The organism is Streptomyces sp. 3330, assembly GCF_031456635.1.
Lineage (GTDB): Bacteria > Actinomycetota > Actinomycetes > Streptomycetales > Streptomycetaceae > Streptomyces.
The window spans coordinates 320,560-335,868 of sequence record NZ_JAVDVA010000004.1; the positions used below are offsets into that span (position 1 = coordinate 320,560).

Annotated in this window: 13 protein-coding genes; 5 read left to right on the forward strand and 8 right to left on the reverse strand. The window is 73.7% G+C overall.

Features of this window, described 5'->3' with window-relative positions; genetic code table 11:
• Positions 1 to 153: 153 nt before the first annotated feature.
• From J2X68_RS09495 to J2X68_RS09505, 3 genes are read left to right on the forward strand one after another with little or no spacing between them, the layout of a single operon-like run.
• Positions 154 to 447, forward strand: coding sequence for an SHOCT domain-containing protein (locus J2X68_RS09495; protein ID WP_310432021.1), 294 nt, complete (start codon positions 154 to 156; stop codon positions 445 to 447).
• Positions 444 to 1,202 carry an ABC transporter ATP-binding protein gene (locus J2X68_RS09500; RefSeq protein WP_310432022.1) on the forward strand — a complete coding sequence of 253 codons (759 nt, stop codon included), beginning with the start codon at positions 444 to 446 and terminating at the stop codon, positions 1,200 to 1,202. Before J2X68_RS09495 ends, J2X68_RS09500 begins: the two co-directional genes overlap by 4 nt.
• A complete protein-coding gene (locus J2X68_RS09505) occupies positions 1,199 to 3,760 on the forward strand; it encodes an FtsX-like permease family protein (protein WP_310432023.1) in 2,562 nt (853 codons plus the stop codon). The genes J2X68_RS09500 and J2X68_RS09505 overlap by 4 nt, the downstream gene beginning before the upstream one ends.
• 63 nt (positions 3,761 to 3,823) lie before the next feature.
• Here J2X68_RS09505 and J2X68_RS09510 read toward each other — a convergent pair whose 3' ends face one another.
• Positions 3,824 to 4,360 (reverse strand): ATP-binding protein, encoded by a 537-nt coding sequence (locus tag J2X68_RS09510; RefSeq protein WP_310432024.1) that lies wholly within the window; start codon positions 4,358 to 4,360, stop codon positions 3,824 to 3,826.
• A 214-nt stretch (positions 4,361 to 4,574) separates the two neighbouring features.
• Complete coding sequence (locus J2X68_RS09515) at positions 4,575 to 4,898, reverse strand: hypothetical protein (RefSeq protein ID WP_054240675.1); 324 nt, start codon at positions 4,896 to 4,898, stop codon at positions 4,575 to 4,577.
• 397 nt (positions 4,899 to 5,295) lie between these two features.
• On the opposite strand from J2X68_RS09515, the gene J2X68_RS09520 reads away from it, so the two are divergent.
• A complete protein-coding gene (locus J2X68_RS09520) occupies positions 5,296 to 6,420 on the forward strand; it encodes a PLP-dependent cysteine synthase family protein (protein ID WP_310432025.1) in 1,125 nt (374 codons plus the stop codon).
• A gap of 34 nt (positions 6,421 to 6,454) precedes the next feature.
• Here the strand turns inward: J2X68_RS09520 and J2X68_RS09525 are convergent, their stop codons facing one another.
• Both J2X68_RS09525 and J2X68_RS09530 read right to left on the reverse strand, forming a co-directional pair.
• Positions 6,455 to 6,925, reverse strand: a complete 471-nt coding sequence (locus J2X68_RS09525) for an SRPBCC family protein (RefSeq protein ID WP_310432141.1) — start codon at positions 6,923 to 6,925, stop codon at positions 6,455 to 6,457.
• A gap of 53 nt (positions 6,926 to 6,978) precedes the next feature.
• Positions 6,979 to 7,809: a DeoR/GlpR family DNA-binding transcription regulator gene (locus J2X68_RS09530; protein WP_310432026.1), complete on the reverse strand. Its 831-nt coding sequence runs from the start codon at positions 7,807 to 7,809 to the stop codon at positions 6,979 to 6,981.
• 281 nt (positions 7,810 to 8,090) lie between these two features.
• Between J2X68_RS09530 and J2X68_RS09535 the strand changes: the two genes are divergently transcribed.
• Positions 8,091 to 10,430 carry a hypothetical protein gene (locus tag J2X68_RS09535; RefSeq protein WP_310432027.1) on the forward strand — a complete coding sequence of 780 codons (2,340 nt, stop codon included), beginning with the start codon at positions 8,091 to 8,093 and terminating at the stop codon, positions 10,428 to 10,430.
• Positions 10,431 to 10,434: 4 nt separating this feature from the next.
• Here the strand turns inward: J2X68_RS09535 and J2X68_RS09540 are convergent, their stop codons facing one another.
• The 4 genes from J2X68_RS09540 to J2X68_RS09555 all read right to left on the reverse strand — a co-directional run bounded on the left by J2X68_RS09540 (position 10,435) and on the right by J2X68_RS09555 (position 15,065).
• Entirely contained in the window at positions 10,435 to 12,882 is a 2,448-nt protein-coding gene (locus tag J2X68_RS09540; RefSeq protein ID WP_310432028.1) for a right-handed parallel beta-helix repeat-containing protein, read from the reverse strand.
• 107 nt (positions 12,883 to 12,989) lie between these two features.
• Positions 12,990 to 13,595, reverse strand: a complete 606-nt coding sequence (locus tag J2X68_RS09545; protein WP_310432029.1) for a hypothetical protein — start codon at positions 13,593 to 13,595, stop codon at positions 12,990 to 12,992.
• A 183-nt stretch (positions 13,596 to 13,778) separates the two neighbouring features.
• Positions 13,779 to 14,603 carry an MOSC N-terminal beta barrel domain-containing protein gene (locus J2X68_RS09550; protein ID WP_310432030.1) on the reverse strand — a complete coding sequence of 275 codons (825 nt, stop codon included), beginning with the start codon at positions 14,601 to 14,603 and terminating at the stop codon, positions 13,779 to 13,781.
• 39 nt (positions 14,604 to 14,642) lie between these two features.
• A complete protein-coding gene (locus tag J2X68_RS09555) occupies positions 14,643 to 15,065 on the reverse strand; it encodes a DUF6643 family protein (protein ID WP_310432031.1) in 423 nt (140 codons plus the stop codon).
• Between the last annotated feature and the right edge of the window lie 244 nt (positions 15,066 to 15,309).

Genomic DNA, 15,309 nt, shown 5'->3' on the forward strand with positions numbered 1-15,309 from the left:
CGAGCCCGGGGGACGACCCCCGGGGAGCAGCCGGGACACGCGCGCGTACTCCCGCCGGGGTATGCGCAGTGCCGCTGGCCGTACGACGACCCGGACCCCCGCCCGGCGGGACTCTCGAGGCATCACAAGGAATCACCGAGGAGATGACCCGAGATGAACACCCTGGCGAACTGGGACGGCGGCGGACCCGGCCCGTGGATCCTGTTCTTCCCGCTGATCTGGGCGGCCGTGGTCGTGGGCGTCGTCACGCTCCTGCGCCGCACGGCGTGGCGGGGCCGCCGCGGTCCGTGGGGCGCGGTCGGCGACCCCCGGCCCACCGGTGACTCGCCGCTCGCCGTCCTCGGCCGTCGCTTCGCCTCCGGCGAGATCGACGAGGACGAGTACTGGCGCCGGCTGTCCGTCCTGGACGAGCAGTTCGGCCGCACGGGCCGGGGCGGTGGGGCATGAGCACCGCGACCGCCGCCACGGACACGCGCAACGCCGCGCGGGTCGTCGACGCCGTGAAGGTGTACGGCGTCGGCGACACCGCCGTGCGGGCCCTGGACGGGGTGAGCGTGGCCTTCCCGGCCGGGCGGTTCACTGCGATCATGGGCCCGTCGGGGTCGGGCAAGTCCACCCTGATGCACTGCGCCGCCGGCCTGGACACGCTCACCTCGGGCACCGCGTACATCGGCGGCACCGAACTGCGCACGCTCGACGACCGCCGCCTCACCCTGCTGCGCCGCGACCGGGTCGGCTTCGTCTTCCAGGCCTTCAACCTGGTGCCGACCCTGACCGTCGAGGAGAACATCCGGCTCCCGCTGGACCTGGCGGGCGAGCGGGGCGAGTCGGAGTGGATCGACACCCTCGTGGACGTCGTCGGGCTGCGCGACCGGCTCCACCACCGGCCCTCCGAGCTCTCCGGCGGCCAGCAGCAACGCGTCGCCGTGGCACGGGCGTTCGCCGGCCGGCCGGACGTCGTCTTCGCCGACGAGCCCACCGGCAACCTCGACTCCCGCGCCGGGGGAGAGGTGCTCGGCCTGCTCGCCCGCACCGTCCGCAGGACCGGTCGCACGGTCGTCATGGTCACCCATGATCCGGTCGCCGCCGCCCACGCCGACGAGGTCGTCTTCCTCGCCGACGGACGGCTCGTGGACCGGATGGAGTCGCCGACCGCCGACCGCGTCCTGGACCGCTTGAAAGCCTTCGAGGTGCCGTCATGAGCGCGTCCCTGCGGCTGAGCCTCGCGTCCCTGCGCGCCCACCGGCGCCGCTTCGCCGGAACCTTCCTCGCCGTCTTCCTCGGCGTGGCCTTCCTGGCCGGCACCCTGGTCATGGGCGACACCCTGCGCGCCGGCTTCGACTCGATGTTCGGCGACGCGACGACCGGCACCGACGCCGTCGTGCGCGGCGCCGACGCCATCACCACCCCCGGCGAGAGTCAGGGCGTGCGACAGCCCGTCCCGACGGCCCTGGCCGACACCGTCGCGGCCGTCCCCGGCGTCGCGGCCGTCGCCCCCGACATCCAGGGCGCGGGCCAGCTCGTCGGCGGTGACGGCCGACCGATCGGCGGCCAGGGCCCGCCCACCCTCGCCGGCAACTGGATCACCGACACGCAGCTCAACCCCTACCGCCTCGCGGAGGGCCGGGCACCGGCCCGCTCGGGCGAGGTCGTCGTCAACCGGGGCGCCGCCGGGAAGGGCGGCCTGGAGATCGGCGACACCACCACGCTGCGCACCCCCGACCCCGTGCGCGTGACGATCGTCGGACTCGCGACCTTCGGCGGCGAGGACGGCATGGCCCAGGTGACCTTCACCGGCATGACCCGCGCCGACGCCGAGAAGTACCTGACCGCCGGGCCCGGCCGGGCGACGCGCCTCGTCGTGCGCGCCGCCCCGGGACTGAGCCAGGCGGAGCTCGTCGACCGGCTGGCTCCCGTCCTGCCCGACGGCGTCGAGGCCATCACCGGCCAGGAGGCGGCGCAGGAGAACACCGACATGATCGCCGGCCGGTTCCTGACGGTCTTCACCACCTTCCTCCTGGTGTTCTCCGGCGTGGCCCTGCTGGTCGCGACCTTCTCCATCCACAACACGTTCGCGATCGTCGTGGCCCAACGCGCGCGTGAGAACGCCCTGCTGCGTGCGCTGGGCGCCTCCCGCCGGCAGGTCACCGGGGCCACCCTCGTCGAGGCCGCCGCGGTCGCGGTGAGCGCCTCGGCCGCCGGACTCGTCGGCGGCGTCGGCGTCGCCGCCGGTCTCCAGGCGCTGTTCCCGGCCATCGGATTCCCCTTCCCCGAGGGCGACCTGGTCGTCGGCGCCCTGGCGCTGGCCGTCCCCCTCCTGGTCGGCGTCCTGGTCTGCCTGGGGTCCGCGCTGGCGCCCGCCGTGCGGGCCGGCCGCACCGCCCCGCTCGCCGCGCTGCGGGAGACGGCCGTGGACTCCTCCGGCGCCTCCCGCTCCCGCGCCGTCACCGGCGCGGGCCTGCTCGCCCTGGCTGTCGCGGTGGCCCTCGCCGGCGTCCTGGTCGCGCCCTCCGTGTGGCTCGCGGGAGGCGGAGCCGTTCTGGCGCTGATCGCCTTCGTCGTCCTCGGCCCGGTCGCCTCCAGCACCGCCGTGCGCGTCCTCGGCAGCCCGCTGGACCGGCTGCGGGGCGTCCCCGGGGGCCTCGCCCGCCGCAACGCCCTGCGCAGCCCCCAGCGGACGGCGGCCACCGCGGGCGCCCTGATGATCGGCGTCGCCGTGGTCTCCCTCTTCACCGTGTTCGGCGCGTCCCTCAAGGCGACCATGGACCAGACCGTGTCCCGCTCGTTCGCGGGCGACGTGGCCGTCAGCACGCCCTCCTTCGGCGCGGGCGGCAGCGGACTCAGCCCCCGGCTCGCCCCGGCCCTCGGCGAGCTGCCCGAGGTGGACACGGCCGTCGGGCTCGGCCGGGGGGTCGCGGAAGTCGACGGGAAGGGGCGGGCGTTGACCGTCACCGACCCCGTCGCGCTGCGCCGCACCTTCGACCTCGGCACCGTCCGGGGCGACCTGGGCGCCCTCGGGACCGACGGGATCGCGATCACCCGGCAGGAGGCGGACCGCCGCCGTCTGACCACCGGCGACACCGCCCGGCTCGCCTTCGCCGACGGCGACGAGGAAACGTTCACCGTCCGCGCGGTCTACGGCCGCTCCGAGCTCGCCGGCGACTACGTCATCACCCGCGCGGCCTGGGCCCCGCACCGCACCCAGGACGCGGACACGCTGCTCGCGGTGACCTTCGCGGACGGCGTGGACACCGCCGAGGGCAAGGCCGCGGTGGAGAAGGTCACGGCCCGCTACGGCAACCCCGAGGTGCGGACCCGCGACGAGTACGCGCAGTCGTCGGCCGGCGGCATCGACATGATGCTCACCCTGGTCTACGCCCTGCTCGCCCTCGCGGTCCTCATCGCCCTGCTCGGTATCGCCAACACGCTGACCCTGGCGATCCACGAGCGCACCCGCGAACTCGGTCTGCTCCGGGCCGTCGGCCAGACCCGCTCCCAGCTGCGGGCCATGGTCCGCTGGGAGTCGGTCCTGGTCGCCGCGTTCGGCACGGCGGGCGGCCTGGTCCTCGGCGCCTTCCTCGGCTGGGTGCTGGTCCGGGCCTCCGACGGGTCGAGCGACAGCGCCTTCGCCTTCGCGCTGCCGCCCGCGCGACTCGCCGTGGTGGCCCTGGTGGGCGTCGGCGCAGGAGCCCTCGCCGGGCTGCGTCCGGCCCGGCGCGCGGCCCGCCTGGACGTGCTGCGGGCCATCGCCACGGAGTGACCCGCACCCGGACGGCACACACCCCGGGGCGACGCGCGCCCCGGGGGTGACGTCACCGCCCGGTCAGCCGACGACGGCCGACCGGGCGGGGGCATGTGCGGGCCGCAGGTCGTCGACGGACACGACCTCCGTGAACCGCGGCGGGACCTGCTCCCGGGGCGTGCGACGCGGCGGACGCGCCGACAGCTCCCGCGTGGCGACGGGCGCGGGCAGCGTGAACCACACGACCTTGCCGGACTCGCCGTCCGGCCGGGCGCCCCAGCTCTCGCTCACCGCCGCCACCATGGCCAGGCCGCGTCCGCAGGTGGAGAGGGTCTCGTCGTCGACGACGCCCACGACCGGCAGACGCGGGTCGTGGTCGCGCACGGAGACGGTGAGCCGGTCGAGCAGCAGCTCCATCTCCACGACGCACGTCTTGTCGGGCTGCGCATGCAGGTGGACGTTGGTCAACAGCTCCGTCACACCGAGCGCGGCGCGGTCTATGAGCGGATCCATATGCCAGTAGCGCAATTGCGCGGATACGATTCTGCGGACCTGGCCGATCCGCGACGGCAGGGCCTGAAGCTCGACCGTGCAGTGCCTGTTCGGGTTGGTGATCACGGCTGCGACTCCCCGACTTAGGTCCGGAAGAACACGGGATTCGGATCGAGCAGAGCGTCTGCGCAAGGCGTCCGCCTGCTGTCGTGGCCGGCGGGCTGGTTCGCAGCGTTATCGCCGGTAAACCCAGAGTGACGTGAGACCAGAGTGGCGCAGTGGGCTCGGTGCCGCAACTCGCGTCGGCCCGGCCACCCGTCCGGCCCTCGTCGGCGCCGGCTCAGCCGCCGCGCCCCGCCGCCCGGCGCACGGCCTCGATGAAGCGGCGCGCCGCAGGCGGCCCCGGCTCGCCCGGAGCGGGGTCGTGGTCGCCGAGCGTCAGCAGGTACCGCTTGCCGTTGAGGTCGGCCAGCGCCCGGTCCTCCGGCGCGAACCAGGGCCTGGAGGCGCGGACCGCCTGCACGGGCGCGCTGTCGATCTCGCTGCCGTAGCTGGTCAGCAGCTCCAGCCTGCCGTCGCTGATCCGGACCTGGCCGGCTCGGGTGAGCGAACGCAGCCGCTTGCCGATGCGCACGCCCGTAGCCGTGAACTCCGGCTCCGCCATGCCTTCCCGCCCCCTCGTGTGCCTGGGCGAGCCGAACCGTGCACCCGCGTGGGTCGTGATCCAGCCCGCGTCGTGATCGAACCCGTCCTCGGTCCCGTGCGCGCCCCCGTCCGGACCCGCGTCCGGACCGGCGTCATCGCCCCGTCCGGGCCCTCGCCCGACCCGGTGCAGTCTGCCCGCGCCCGCCGTCGAGCACCAGTGCGCACGACGCCTCGGCGGTACCTGTCCGGGAGCATTCGCCGGAATGCGCCCCCACGCGCCCGAAGCCGCCCCCCAGGGTCGGCTTTGAGACACCCAAAGGTGTGTTTATGCAGGTGAGAAGCGTGTGGCCGGTGATTATGATCGGTGTGTCGGCCGCGCGGACCACCGTCGGCGCGAAGCCTGAAGGAGCCCCGCCGTGACCACCTCCCAGCACAGCAGGACCGGCGCCACCCTCGACGTCGACCGCAGCGACACCGCCTACCGTGACTGGCTGAAAGAAGCCGTCCGCAAGGTCCAGGCCGACGCCAACCGCTCGGCCGACACCCATCTCCTGCGCTTCCCGATCCCCGAGAAGTGGGGCATCGACCTGTATCTCAAGGACGAGTCGACCCACCCCACCGGCAGCCTCAAGCACCGGCTCGCCCGCTCCCTCTTCCTGTACGGGCTGTGCAACGGCTGGATCCGGCCGGGCCGCCCGGTGATCGAGGCGTCCAGCGGTTCGACGGCCGTCTCCGAGGCGTACTTCGCCAAGCTGATCGGCGTGCCCTTCATCGCGGTCATGCCGCGCACGACGAGCGCCGAGAAGATCCGCCTGATCGAGTTCCACGGCGGCCAGTGCCACTTCGTGGACGACTCCCGCACGATGTACGAGGAGTCCGCCCGCCTCGCGGCCGACAGCGGCGGCCACTACATGGACCAGTTCACCTACGCCGAACGGGCCACGGACTGGCGCGGAAACAACAACATCGCCGAATCCATCTTCCGCCAACTGGAGTGGGAGCGGTTCCCGGAGCCCGCCTGGATCGTGGCCACGGCCGGCACCGGCGGCACCTCCGCGACCCTCGCCCGGTACGTCCACTACACCCAGCGCAACACCCGCATCTGCGTCGCCGACCCCGAGAACTCCTGCTTCTTCGAGGGCTGGACCACCGGCGATCCGGACGTCACCTGCGACTGCGGCTCGCGCATCGAGGGCATCGGCCGCCCGCGCATGGAACCCAGCTTCGTGCCCGGCGCCGTCGACCGGATGATGAAGGTGCCGGACGCGGCCAGCGTCGCCGCCGTGCGCGCCCTGGAACGGGCCATCGGCCGCAAGGCGGGCGGTTCCACCGGCACGGGACTGTGGAGCGCGTTGAAGATCGTCGCCGAGATGGTGGCCGAGGGACAGCGCGGCAGCGTCGTCACCCTGCTGTGCGACCCGGGCGACCGCTACCTCGACAAGTACTACTCCGACGACTGGCTCGCCGAGCAGGGCCTCGACATCGCCCCGTACACCGCCGCGATCGCATCACTGCTGGCCACCGGCGTGTGGCCGGCCTGACCTGCGGGACTCCCGCGCCGTCGGGCCGGGCCCCTCACGGGGCGAGCCGGCGCTCCAGCTTCGTCACCGCGCCCCGGAACGACCGGCCCAGACCGGCCCGCGCCAGCCGCAGACCCGCCCGGAACGCCCCGTTGCCGTCGGCGGCGAACGTCCATTGCACCCGGGTCCCCGCCCCGGCCGGAGCCAGCCGCCACTCCTCGACCAGCGCCCGGACGCCCGGCGCGTTGGTCACGTCCACGCGGTAGGCGTACAGCTCCGGCTCCTTCGCCACGAGCACCGTCTCCCGGAAACGCGTGCCGCCCCTGAGCCGTACGTCGCGCCCCGCGCCGTCGTCCAGGGGCCGCACGGACGCCACCGCCGGGAACCACTCCGCCCAGCCGGACACGTCCTCGGCGAGGGCGCGGAAGACGAGCTCAGGGGGAGCGGCCGTCTCCCGGGCGAAGACCAGCCGTACGGGAGCGGTCTCGACGAACGCGAGTCCTTCGGGGCGCAGCCGGTGAGCCATGCGCACAACCCCCAGGGTGAGGAAACGGGTGCGTCACCCTAGCCGCAGGACCGTCAGATGTCTGTACCCTCACCGGGCTCGCCCGCGACCACCAGCCGCCGCAGGTGCTCGGCGACCTCCACGCGCGCCGCCTCCGGCAACCCCTCGTCCGTCACCAGCGTGTCGACCTGCTCCAGCGCCGCGAACGAACTCAGGCCCACCACACCCCACTTGGTGTGGTCCGCGACCACCACGACCCGGCGCGCCGACTGCACCAGGCGCCGGTTGGTCTCGGCCTCCGCGAGGTTCGGCGTCGACAGCCCGGCCTCGGCCGATATCCCGTGCACACCGAGGAACAGCACGTCGAAGTGGAGCGCCGCGATGGCCTGGTCGGCGACCGGACCCACCAGCGAGTCGGAGGGCGTGCGCACCCCGCCGGTCAGCACCACCGTGGCCGCGCCCTGCCGGGGGCCCGAGGTGCGCTGCGCCACGTGGAAGACGTCGGCCACCCGCACCGAGTTGGTCACCACGGTCAGATCGGGCACGTCCACCAGATGGTGCGCCAGCGCGTACGTCGTCGTACCGCCCGACAGTGCGATGGCGCTGCCCGGCGCGACGAGTTCCGCCGCGGCCTTGGCGATGTCCTCCTTGGCGGTCAGTTCGAGACCCGACTTCGCCTCGAAGCCCGGCTCGTGCGTGCTCGCCTCCACGACCGGCACCGCACCGCCGTGCACCTTCTCCAGCACACCCTGGCGCGCCAGCGCGTCGAGGTCGCGGCGCACCGTCATGTCCGACACGCCGAGCTTGCGGGTCAGCTCGTTGACCCGGACACCGCCCCGGCGGCGTACCTCGTCCAGGATCAGGGCGCGGCGCTGCTCCGCGAGGAGGTTCTGATTCTCACTCACGTACGCTCCGGTCCTTTCCCTCGACCCGTCCGCCAGGCCCGCTCACCTGCTCCGACAAGGCCATTCTCGCCGATTCCGGTGCGGGGGCGTCCCATCCTCGCACGGCTTGCTCACAGGTGGTCCACCACCCCGACGCGTGCATGCCACCCCCGTGTGGCGTGGGCGTTCCCCACCCGGTCCGCGGAGGTTCCGTGACGGGAGGTGTATCAAGCCGTCGAAGTGGCGATCCTTATGTCCGCGCGGACACATGTCGAAGGCGTGTCACGGGGGAAGTGCGAACAGTGGAACGTGCCTCAGCCGACAGAACGGCCCTGGAACTCCTGGTCCACGGCGTGGGTGGCGCCACGCCCGAGAAGATGCTCAACGACCCGCGCACCGTGCGGATCACCGGTGACCACACGGCGGCCGTGTTCCGCCGCGCCGACGACGTCACCGCGGACACCGCCGAGGACCGAGGCCGCGACGCGCCGGTCCCCGAGGCCTACGTGTGGTCCAACCTCACCTCCGGCAACGGCACCCGCGCCCTGTGGCTCCTGCTGCTGCCGTTCATGGTCGTCAACCTCGCCCACTGGATGCGCCCCGCCGCACGGGAGGGCAGCCGCGCGGTGCGGCTGTACGGGCTGCTCGTGCGGCTCGCGGCGCTCAGCCTGACGGTGCTGCTGGTCGCCGCGGCCTGCGAGGTCGCCCTCGACCTGACCGCCTGGCAGTGCGCGGGCACGACCGCCTGCGCGGAGCGTCACTCCTGGCTGGGCTTCCTCTCGCCCGCGGTCTCCGACGGCGGCTGGTGGAGCCTGCCGGGCCGCCGGCTCGCCCTCGCCGCCCTGGTCCCGACCGCCCTCGTCGGACTCCTCTGGTACCTGTCCCACCGCACCTGGCGCGCCTACGAGTCCCAGGAGCCCCTCGACCGCGCGTCCGAACCCGAGAACGGCCCCGCCCACACGGCCCTCGGCCGCCCCGGCTTCTGGTACGGGCGCCGGCTGGTGGCCCGTCTGCGCGCGGCGCACACCGCGGCCGGACTGCTGACGGTGGCCGCGGCCGTCGGCACGGCGGCCGTACGCCAGGACCGCCGACCCGGCGGTCCCGCCCTCCTCGACGGTCTCGGCCGGCTGCTGGAGGCGTCCCTGGTGGCGGGCGCGCTGGCCACGGTGTGGGTGGTGTGCCGCAGGGGCCGCAGCGAGCACCGCCTCGACCGCCGCGTCGACGCGCACCTCGTCCACCGGCTGCCGCTGGCCGCCCTCGTCCTGCTCGCCCTCACCCTGGTGTACGCCGGCTGGGAGCGCCCCGGCTGGCACTCCGCGGGCCGCCTCCCGGGCGACGCGACCTTCGGCGGACTCGCTCTCGCCCAGGGCGCCCTGGTGATCGCCCTCGCGGCCGTCGCCCGCGTCCTGCACCACTGTCCGCGGGAGCGCTCCGCGCAGCCGGACCCGGACGGGGCCACCGCCGTCGAGCGCGTCCAGCTCGCCCAGCAGGAGCGCTGCGCCCTGCGCGGGCTCGGCGGGCCCGCCGTCGCGATGCTCGCCTGTGCGCTCGGCGGGGTCATGTCCGGAGGAGTGTCGCAGCGCGTGTCGGACTGGCTGGACGGCACCGGGACGTTCCTCGACGGACCGCCCGTCCTCCTGACCTGGCAGGCTTCCGTCATCCCCGTGCTGCTCGCCGTCCTGCTGTCGCTGTGCGCCCTGCTCGGCCGGCAGACCTGGCTGCTCACCCGGGCCGAGGAGGACGCGGTCGGCCGCGAGTACGGCGTCGGTCCGGGCGACCCGGCCCGCACCCGTCGCATCGCCCGCGCCCGCGCGATGGCCACGCTCACCGACCGCGGCCCGCTCCTCGTCGCCGTCGTCTCCACCGCCACGCTGCTCCTCGGCGCGGGCGCACTCGTCGGTGCCTTCGCCACCGGCAGGACCCCGGTCCGCGCCGGGGACGGGGCCCAGCCCTTCGTCCAGGGCGCCGCCCAGACCGCGCAGGCGATGGGCTCCTGGCTCATCGGCCTCGGCTTCGTCCTCTTCGTCACCTGGGGCAGGCGCGCCTACAAGGACCCCTCCGCGCGGCGCACGATCGGCATCCTCTGGGACGTCGGCACCTTCTGGCCGCGCGCCGCGCATCCCTTCGCCCCGCCCTGCTACGCGGAGCGCGCGGTCCCCGACCTGACCTGGCGGATGGCCAGTTGGACGCGCGCCACGGGAGGACGCCTGGTGATCTCCGGCCACTCCCAGGGCAGCGTCCTCGCGGCGGCCGCGGCCTGGCAGCTGAAACCCTCCGACCGCAGACGGGTCGCCCTGCTCACCTACGGCTCCCCGATCGAGCGCCTCTACGGCCGCTGGTTCCCGGCCCACTTCGGGCCGGCCGCGCTCGCCGCCCTGCACGAGGACATCGCCTGCTGGCGCAACCTGTACCGGCTCACCGACCCCATCGGCGGCCCGGTCCGGCTGGACGGCGACGACTGCGGCCCCCAGGTGGACCGCGAACCCCTCGCGGACCCGCTGGCGTACGGCCGCACCGAGGAGCATCCGCTGCCCGCGCCCGTCCTGGGCCACTCCGACTACCAGGCCGACCCGGCGTTCGCGCAGGAGCGCGAGAAGCTGCTGGGACGGCTGCGACCCGAGCTGCCCCAGCAGCGCGCCTGAACGCTCAGGGCAGCTCGGGCAGGTCCTCCGCGTACAGCAGGGTCAGGTCGTCCGTGCTCGGTTCGGTCACCTGGGCGACCCGGCCGGCGTGCCGCTCCACCATCGCCTCGAACGTCTGGCGCGCGGTGCGGCCGTTGCCGAACGCGGGCCCCTTGGGCAGCTGGGTGAAGTACTTCAGCAGAGCGTCCGCGGTGCCCGGAGCGAGCCGGTACTCGTGCTCCTCGGCCTGCTGCTCCACGATCCGCAGCAGCTCGTCGGGGCCGTAGTCGCCGAAGGTGATGGTCCGGGAGAAACGGGACGCCACACCGGGGTTGACCGAGAGGAAGCGCTCCATCTCCGCCGTGTAGCCCGCCACGATCACCACCACGGAGTCCCGCTGGTCCTCCATCAGCTTCACCAGGGTGTCGATCGCCTCCTTGCCGAAGTCGCGGCCCGCGTCCTCCGGCGACAGCGCGTACGCCTCGTCGATGAACAGCACACCGCCGTGCGCCCGTTGGAAGGCCTCCTGGGTGCGGATCGCCGTCGAGCCGATGTGCTCGCCGACCAGGTCGACGCGGGACACCTCGACGAGATGGCCCTTCTCCAGCACGTCCAGGGCGGCGAGGATCTCGCCGTAGAGCCGGGCGACCGTCGTCTTGCCGGTGCCGGGGGAGCCGGTGAAGACCAGATGGCGCTTGACGGACGCCGCCTTGAGCCCCGCCTGCTGACGGCGCCGGCCCACCTCGATCATGTCGATGAGGGCCCGCACCTCGCGCTTGACGCTCTCCAGGCCCACCAGCGTGTCCAACTCGCCGAGCACGTCCTTCGAGGTCCGCACCGGCCTGTCCGCCTCACCGGAGGCCTGCTGGGGCTCCGGCGCGGTGACCCGCTGCCCGGGGACCGAACCCAGCAGACCGGGCGACTGGACGGTCGTCTGCACCGCCGGTTCCGGGGCCGCCGCGGCCCCGGGCGTCCGCACGCCCGCGCTCTCGTCGCTGGTGCAGTCCTCGACCACGGGACCGGAGCCCGGGCCCGCGTCCGCGCCGGCGTCGGCGAACTCGTAACCGCCGCGCGCGCAGCGCTCCGTGCGGCACTTGCGCAACGTCGTACGGCTGCCGTCTATGACGTGGAAGCCGTAGCCGCCGCTGTTCGTCACCCGGCAGTTCAGGAAGGTGCCGCGGCCGCCGGCCGACACGTAGAACCCGGCCTCGGCGGGGGAGTCGACGGTGCAGCGCTCGACGGTGGGGTCGGCGCCCTTGGTGACGATCACGCCGGTCTGGGTGCTGTCCACGGTGCAGTTGTTGAGGGTGCCGCCGCTGCCGTGGTCGCGGAACCACGCGCCGGTCGCCGCGTCCCTGATCCGGCAGTCGTCGAGCTGGGCGGTCGCCCCGTCGCTCACCGACACGGCCGTGTTGCGCACCTGGGACAGGTCGCTGTCGACGACGTCCGCGCGCGAGCCCCGGTCGAGGACGAACAGGGCGTCGGGCACGTCGTGCACCCGGCAGGAGTCGAGGACCGCGGTGGCGCCGTCACTGACCCAGACGGCCGGGTAGTCACCGGTGCTGTCGAAGATCTCGCACTGGTTGGCGTCCACCCGTGTGCCCGGGTCCCACACCGACAGTCCGTTGCGGCCGAACTGACGCACCGTCGTGCGGGTCAGCGTCAGCACGGAGCGCGAACGCAGGTCGACCGCGTTCTCCGGGATGTCGTGGATCCGGCAGTCGGCCAGGGTGAGCACGGCGTCCGTGTCGAGCGTGACGCCGTCGGAGGTCGTGCGGTGCACATCGCAGTCGGTGAGGTGCGCGGTGGCCCGGGCGGTGATCTGGACACCGCTGCCCCTGACCTCGTAGACCTCGCAGCCGACCGCCTCCAGGGAGGAGTTGTCGCCGGTCGCGCTCAGACCCGCGCCCGACGTGTGGTGCACCCGGCAGCGCTCCAGCCGGGGGTGGGCGCCGCCGCGCACCGAGACGCCGGCCTGACCCGCCGCGACGACCTCGCACTCCTCGAAGACACCGCCGCCGCCGTCGACCACGGCGATGCCGATGCCCGCCGGATTGTCCACGGTGCACCGGCGCACCGTCGGGCGGGCGTCGCCGCGCACCTCGATGCCCGCCGCGGACCGCGTGACGATCCGTACGTCCAGCAGCTCCGGTGTGCCGTCCTCGACGAGCACCGCGGGCGCGGCCGCGTCCTGGCCCTCGACGTGCAGGTCCTGTACCACCGCCGAGGCCCGTACGGTCAACGGCACCCCGTCCAGGGGCGCGAGACGCACGGAACCGGGCGAGCCCTCGGGGCCGCGCAGCGTCACCGACCGCTCGACGACCAGGTTCTCCCGGTAGGTCCCGGGAGCGATGGTGAGGACGTCACCCTCGGCCGCGGCCTCCAGGGCGGCGGCGAGCGATGCGTACTCACCCGTGCGGCGCCGCCACCTCGATGTGCCGGTGTGCGTCACCTGGACCGTGCCCTGTGCCATGGCGTTGATGTGCCCCCACCTCGTGGTACGCGGGTTGATGCCGAATGCTTCGGCCGGACCACCGTAGCGTGCGCGCGGGTGGTGGGTTGACCAGAGACGGAAGGCCGTCAGCTGCCGGTGCCGGTGCGCCCCCAGTCCGGGCCCGCCCGGTCCCAGGCCTGGTCCCAACGGGCGTACCGGCGACGGACCAGACGCCAGACGATCAGCCGTCTGGCGCCCTCGACGGCGGCCGCGGTGAGCAGGGCCGCGCCGAAGCCCGCGAGCACGGCGTGCGTCGTCGCCGTGGCGGAGTCCAGCGGGCGGCCCACCGGAGTGCCGTGCCCGTCCGTCCACATCGCGAAGTGGTCGCCGCCGCGCGGGGCCTTGAGGCCCGCCAGGACCGTGCCGTGCCGTGCCGTGCCGTCCGGCGCCGTCCAGTTCGCGACGACCCGTGCGCGGGCCTCCCGGCCGGTGGTCGTCTCCGGTTCCACGTCCAGCGGCGAACCGGCCACCTGCCGCACCACGGTGGCCGTGACCTGGTGACGGGACTGCCGCTGCTCGTGGACCGACTGCTGGAGGACGTCCTGCGCCACGGCGCCGACGAGGGAACCCACCACGGGCGCGACGAGAAGGATCAGCGACAAGGCGGACAAGGCCACCCACGCCTCGACCAGATCCGTCGTACGGCGCAGCGGGTTGTGTCGCCAGCGCCAGATTCCGCCGATCGCTCGCACCGCCCGCACCCCCTTCCCGCTCCGTGATAACCCCCGTCGGAGCCGTTCACGCGCGAGCCCGGGGAAAGAGAGAGCGACATCACCAGGGCCCGGGACCTCTCATGAACTTCTCACCCCGTCTCAACGCCCCGGGACCGGGCGGGGGTTCCCACGGATCGCCAAGGCCTTTGAACCAGGCCGGAACTATGCGATGACGCGCACCGCGTCGCCGACTCTGATCGTGCCGCGACCGAGCGGCACCAGGTTCTGTCCGAAGATCAGCTTGCCGTCGAGTCGCCGGTGCCGGCCCAGGGTGTGGAGCGGTTCCTTGCCGCGGGTCGCGGTGTCCTGGTCGGTGGTGGTCACGACGCAGCGGCCGCACGGCTTGGCGACCCGGAATTCGACCTCGCCGACGGCGAGGCGCGACCAGCCGTCCTCCGCCCACGCGTCGGCGCCCGTCAGGACCAGGTTGGGCCGGAAGCGGTTCATCGGCAGCGGACCCTCCTCGGCGTGATCGCCCTGCGCGATCAGCGAGTTGAGGGCGTCGAGGGACGCGGTCGTGGTGGCCAGCAGCGGATATCCGTCGGCGAAGGCGACGGTCTCGCCGGGCCGCGCGTGGCCGGGGTCGACGGGCCGGCGGGTCGCGGGGTCGTCCATGTGCACCAACCGCACGTCGGCGCCGAGATACGCGCTGCACCAGGCGTGCGCGGCGTCGTCGGCGAGGACCCCCTCCACCTTGTCCCGGAAGATCTCCATCGACACCGTGCCCACCGGCTCGGGCACCGGCACGGTCAGCGGCTCCAGACCGGGCGCCGACAGCCGTACGCCGCCGCCGGGCAGGAGCTCGGCGGCGGCCAGTGCGAGGCGCGGCTGCTGACGTTGGGTGACGACCTTTCCCCCGTGGTCGATCAGCGCCCAGCGTCGGTCCCCGGCCGGCCCCCAGGGCTCCACGACGACCTCCTGGGGAGCCTGGCCCCGGAACGCCTTGACCGGATGAACGTGTATCGACAGCAGCTGTACATGCCCCATGGGGTCATCCTGCCAGGTGGCGCCGACGACCCCGTGGGCTCAGTACCCCCGGTACTGCTGGTTGTACGGGTCCTGGTACTGGGGCGCGGCGGGCCGGGGAGCGGCCGGGCGCATGGCGTCGTAGCCCGTGCCGGGGCCCGCCGGGCGCGGCTGCTGCTGCGCCTGGGGTCCGGGATAGCCGCGCGGCGCGGCGGCCTGCTGCGGGATGTACGCGGCCGGAGCCTGCTGCAACGGCGCGGGCTGCTGCGCCTGCGGGTAGCCGTACGGGGAGGGGCCGGCCGGGAGGGCGGGCAGTGCCGACGGCAGCGCGGGCAGGTTGCTGCTGCCCATGTCGTACGCGGCGGGGACCCGGATCGGGGCGATCTGCGGGGTGCCCCGCTCGGCCACGAGCGAGTCGTAGATCGGAGTGTCCGGGAAGGAGGCGTAGTAGCCGCCGCCATAGGTGGAGCGGGGGGAGGTCATGGCACATAAGTTAAGCCCACGATGTGCTGGTTGGGGAGACCGATAAGAGGGTTGATTTCCGTGTCCGCAGTGGCCTGGGACCCCCAATGCGAGCGAACTTGGGAAAAAAGGACGGCGAGCGTGCTTCCGATCGTGTAAAAACCGAGTTCCGAGCGGGTTACCGGCGGTCGGCCCGGGCTGATCCTGCGCTCCCGATGGGCGTTCACCGTCACGCGCAATAGGTTGGCCGGAAAGACAACCCGAG

Excerpts from the sequence above, each read along its gene's own strand:
- J2X68_RS09495 (WP_310432021.1), top strand. The coding sequence starts at position 154 with ATGAACACCCTGGCGAACTGGGACGGCGGCGGACCCGGCCCGTGGATC.
- J2X68_RS09500 (WP_310432022.1), top strand. The coding sequence starts at position 444 with ATGAGCACCGCGACCGCCGCCACGGACACGCGCAACGCCGCGCGGGTC.
- J2X68_RS09505 (WP_310432023.1), top strand. The coding sequence starts at position 1,199 with ATGAGCGCGTCCCTGCGGCTGAGCCTCGCGTCCCTGCGCGCCCACCGG.
- J2X68_RS09515 (WP_054240675.1), bottom strand. The coding sequence starts at position 4,898 with ATGGCGGAGCCGGAGTTCACGGCTACGGGCGTGCGCATCGGCAAGCGG.
- J2X68_RS09525 (WP_310432141.1), bottom strand. The coding sequence starts at position 6,925 with ATGGCTCACCGGCTGCGCCCCGAAGGACTCGCGTTCGTCGAGACCGCT.
- J2X68_RS09540 (WP_310432028.1), bottom strand. The coding sequence starts at position 12,882 with ATGGCACAGGGCACGGTCCAGGTGACGCACACCGGCACATCGAGGTGG.
- J2X68_RS09550 (WP_310432030.1), bottom strand. The coding sequence starts at position 14,603 with ATGGGGCATGTACAGCTGCTGTCGATACACGTTCATCCGGTCAAGGCG.
- J2X68_RS09555 (WP_310432031.1), bottom strand. The coding sequence starts at position 15,065 with ATGACCTCCCCCCGCTCCACCTATGGCGGCGGCTACTACGCCTCCTTC.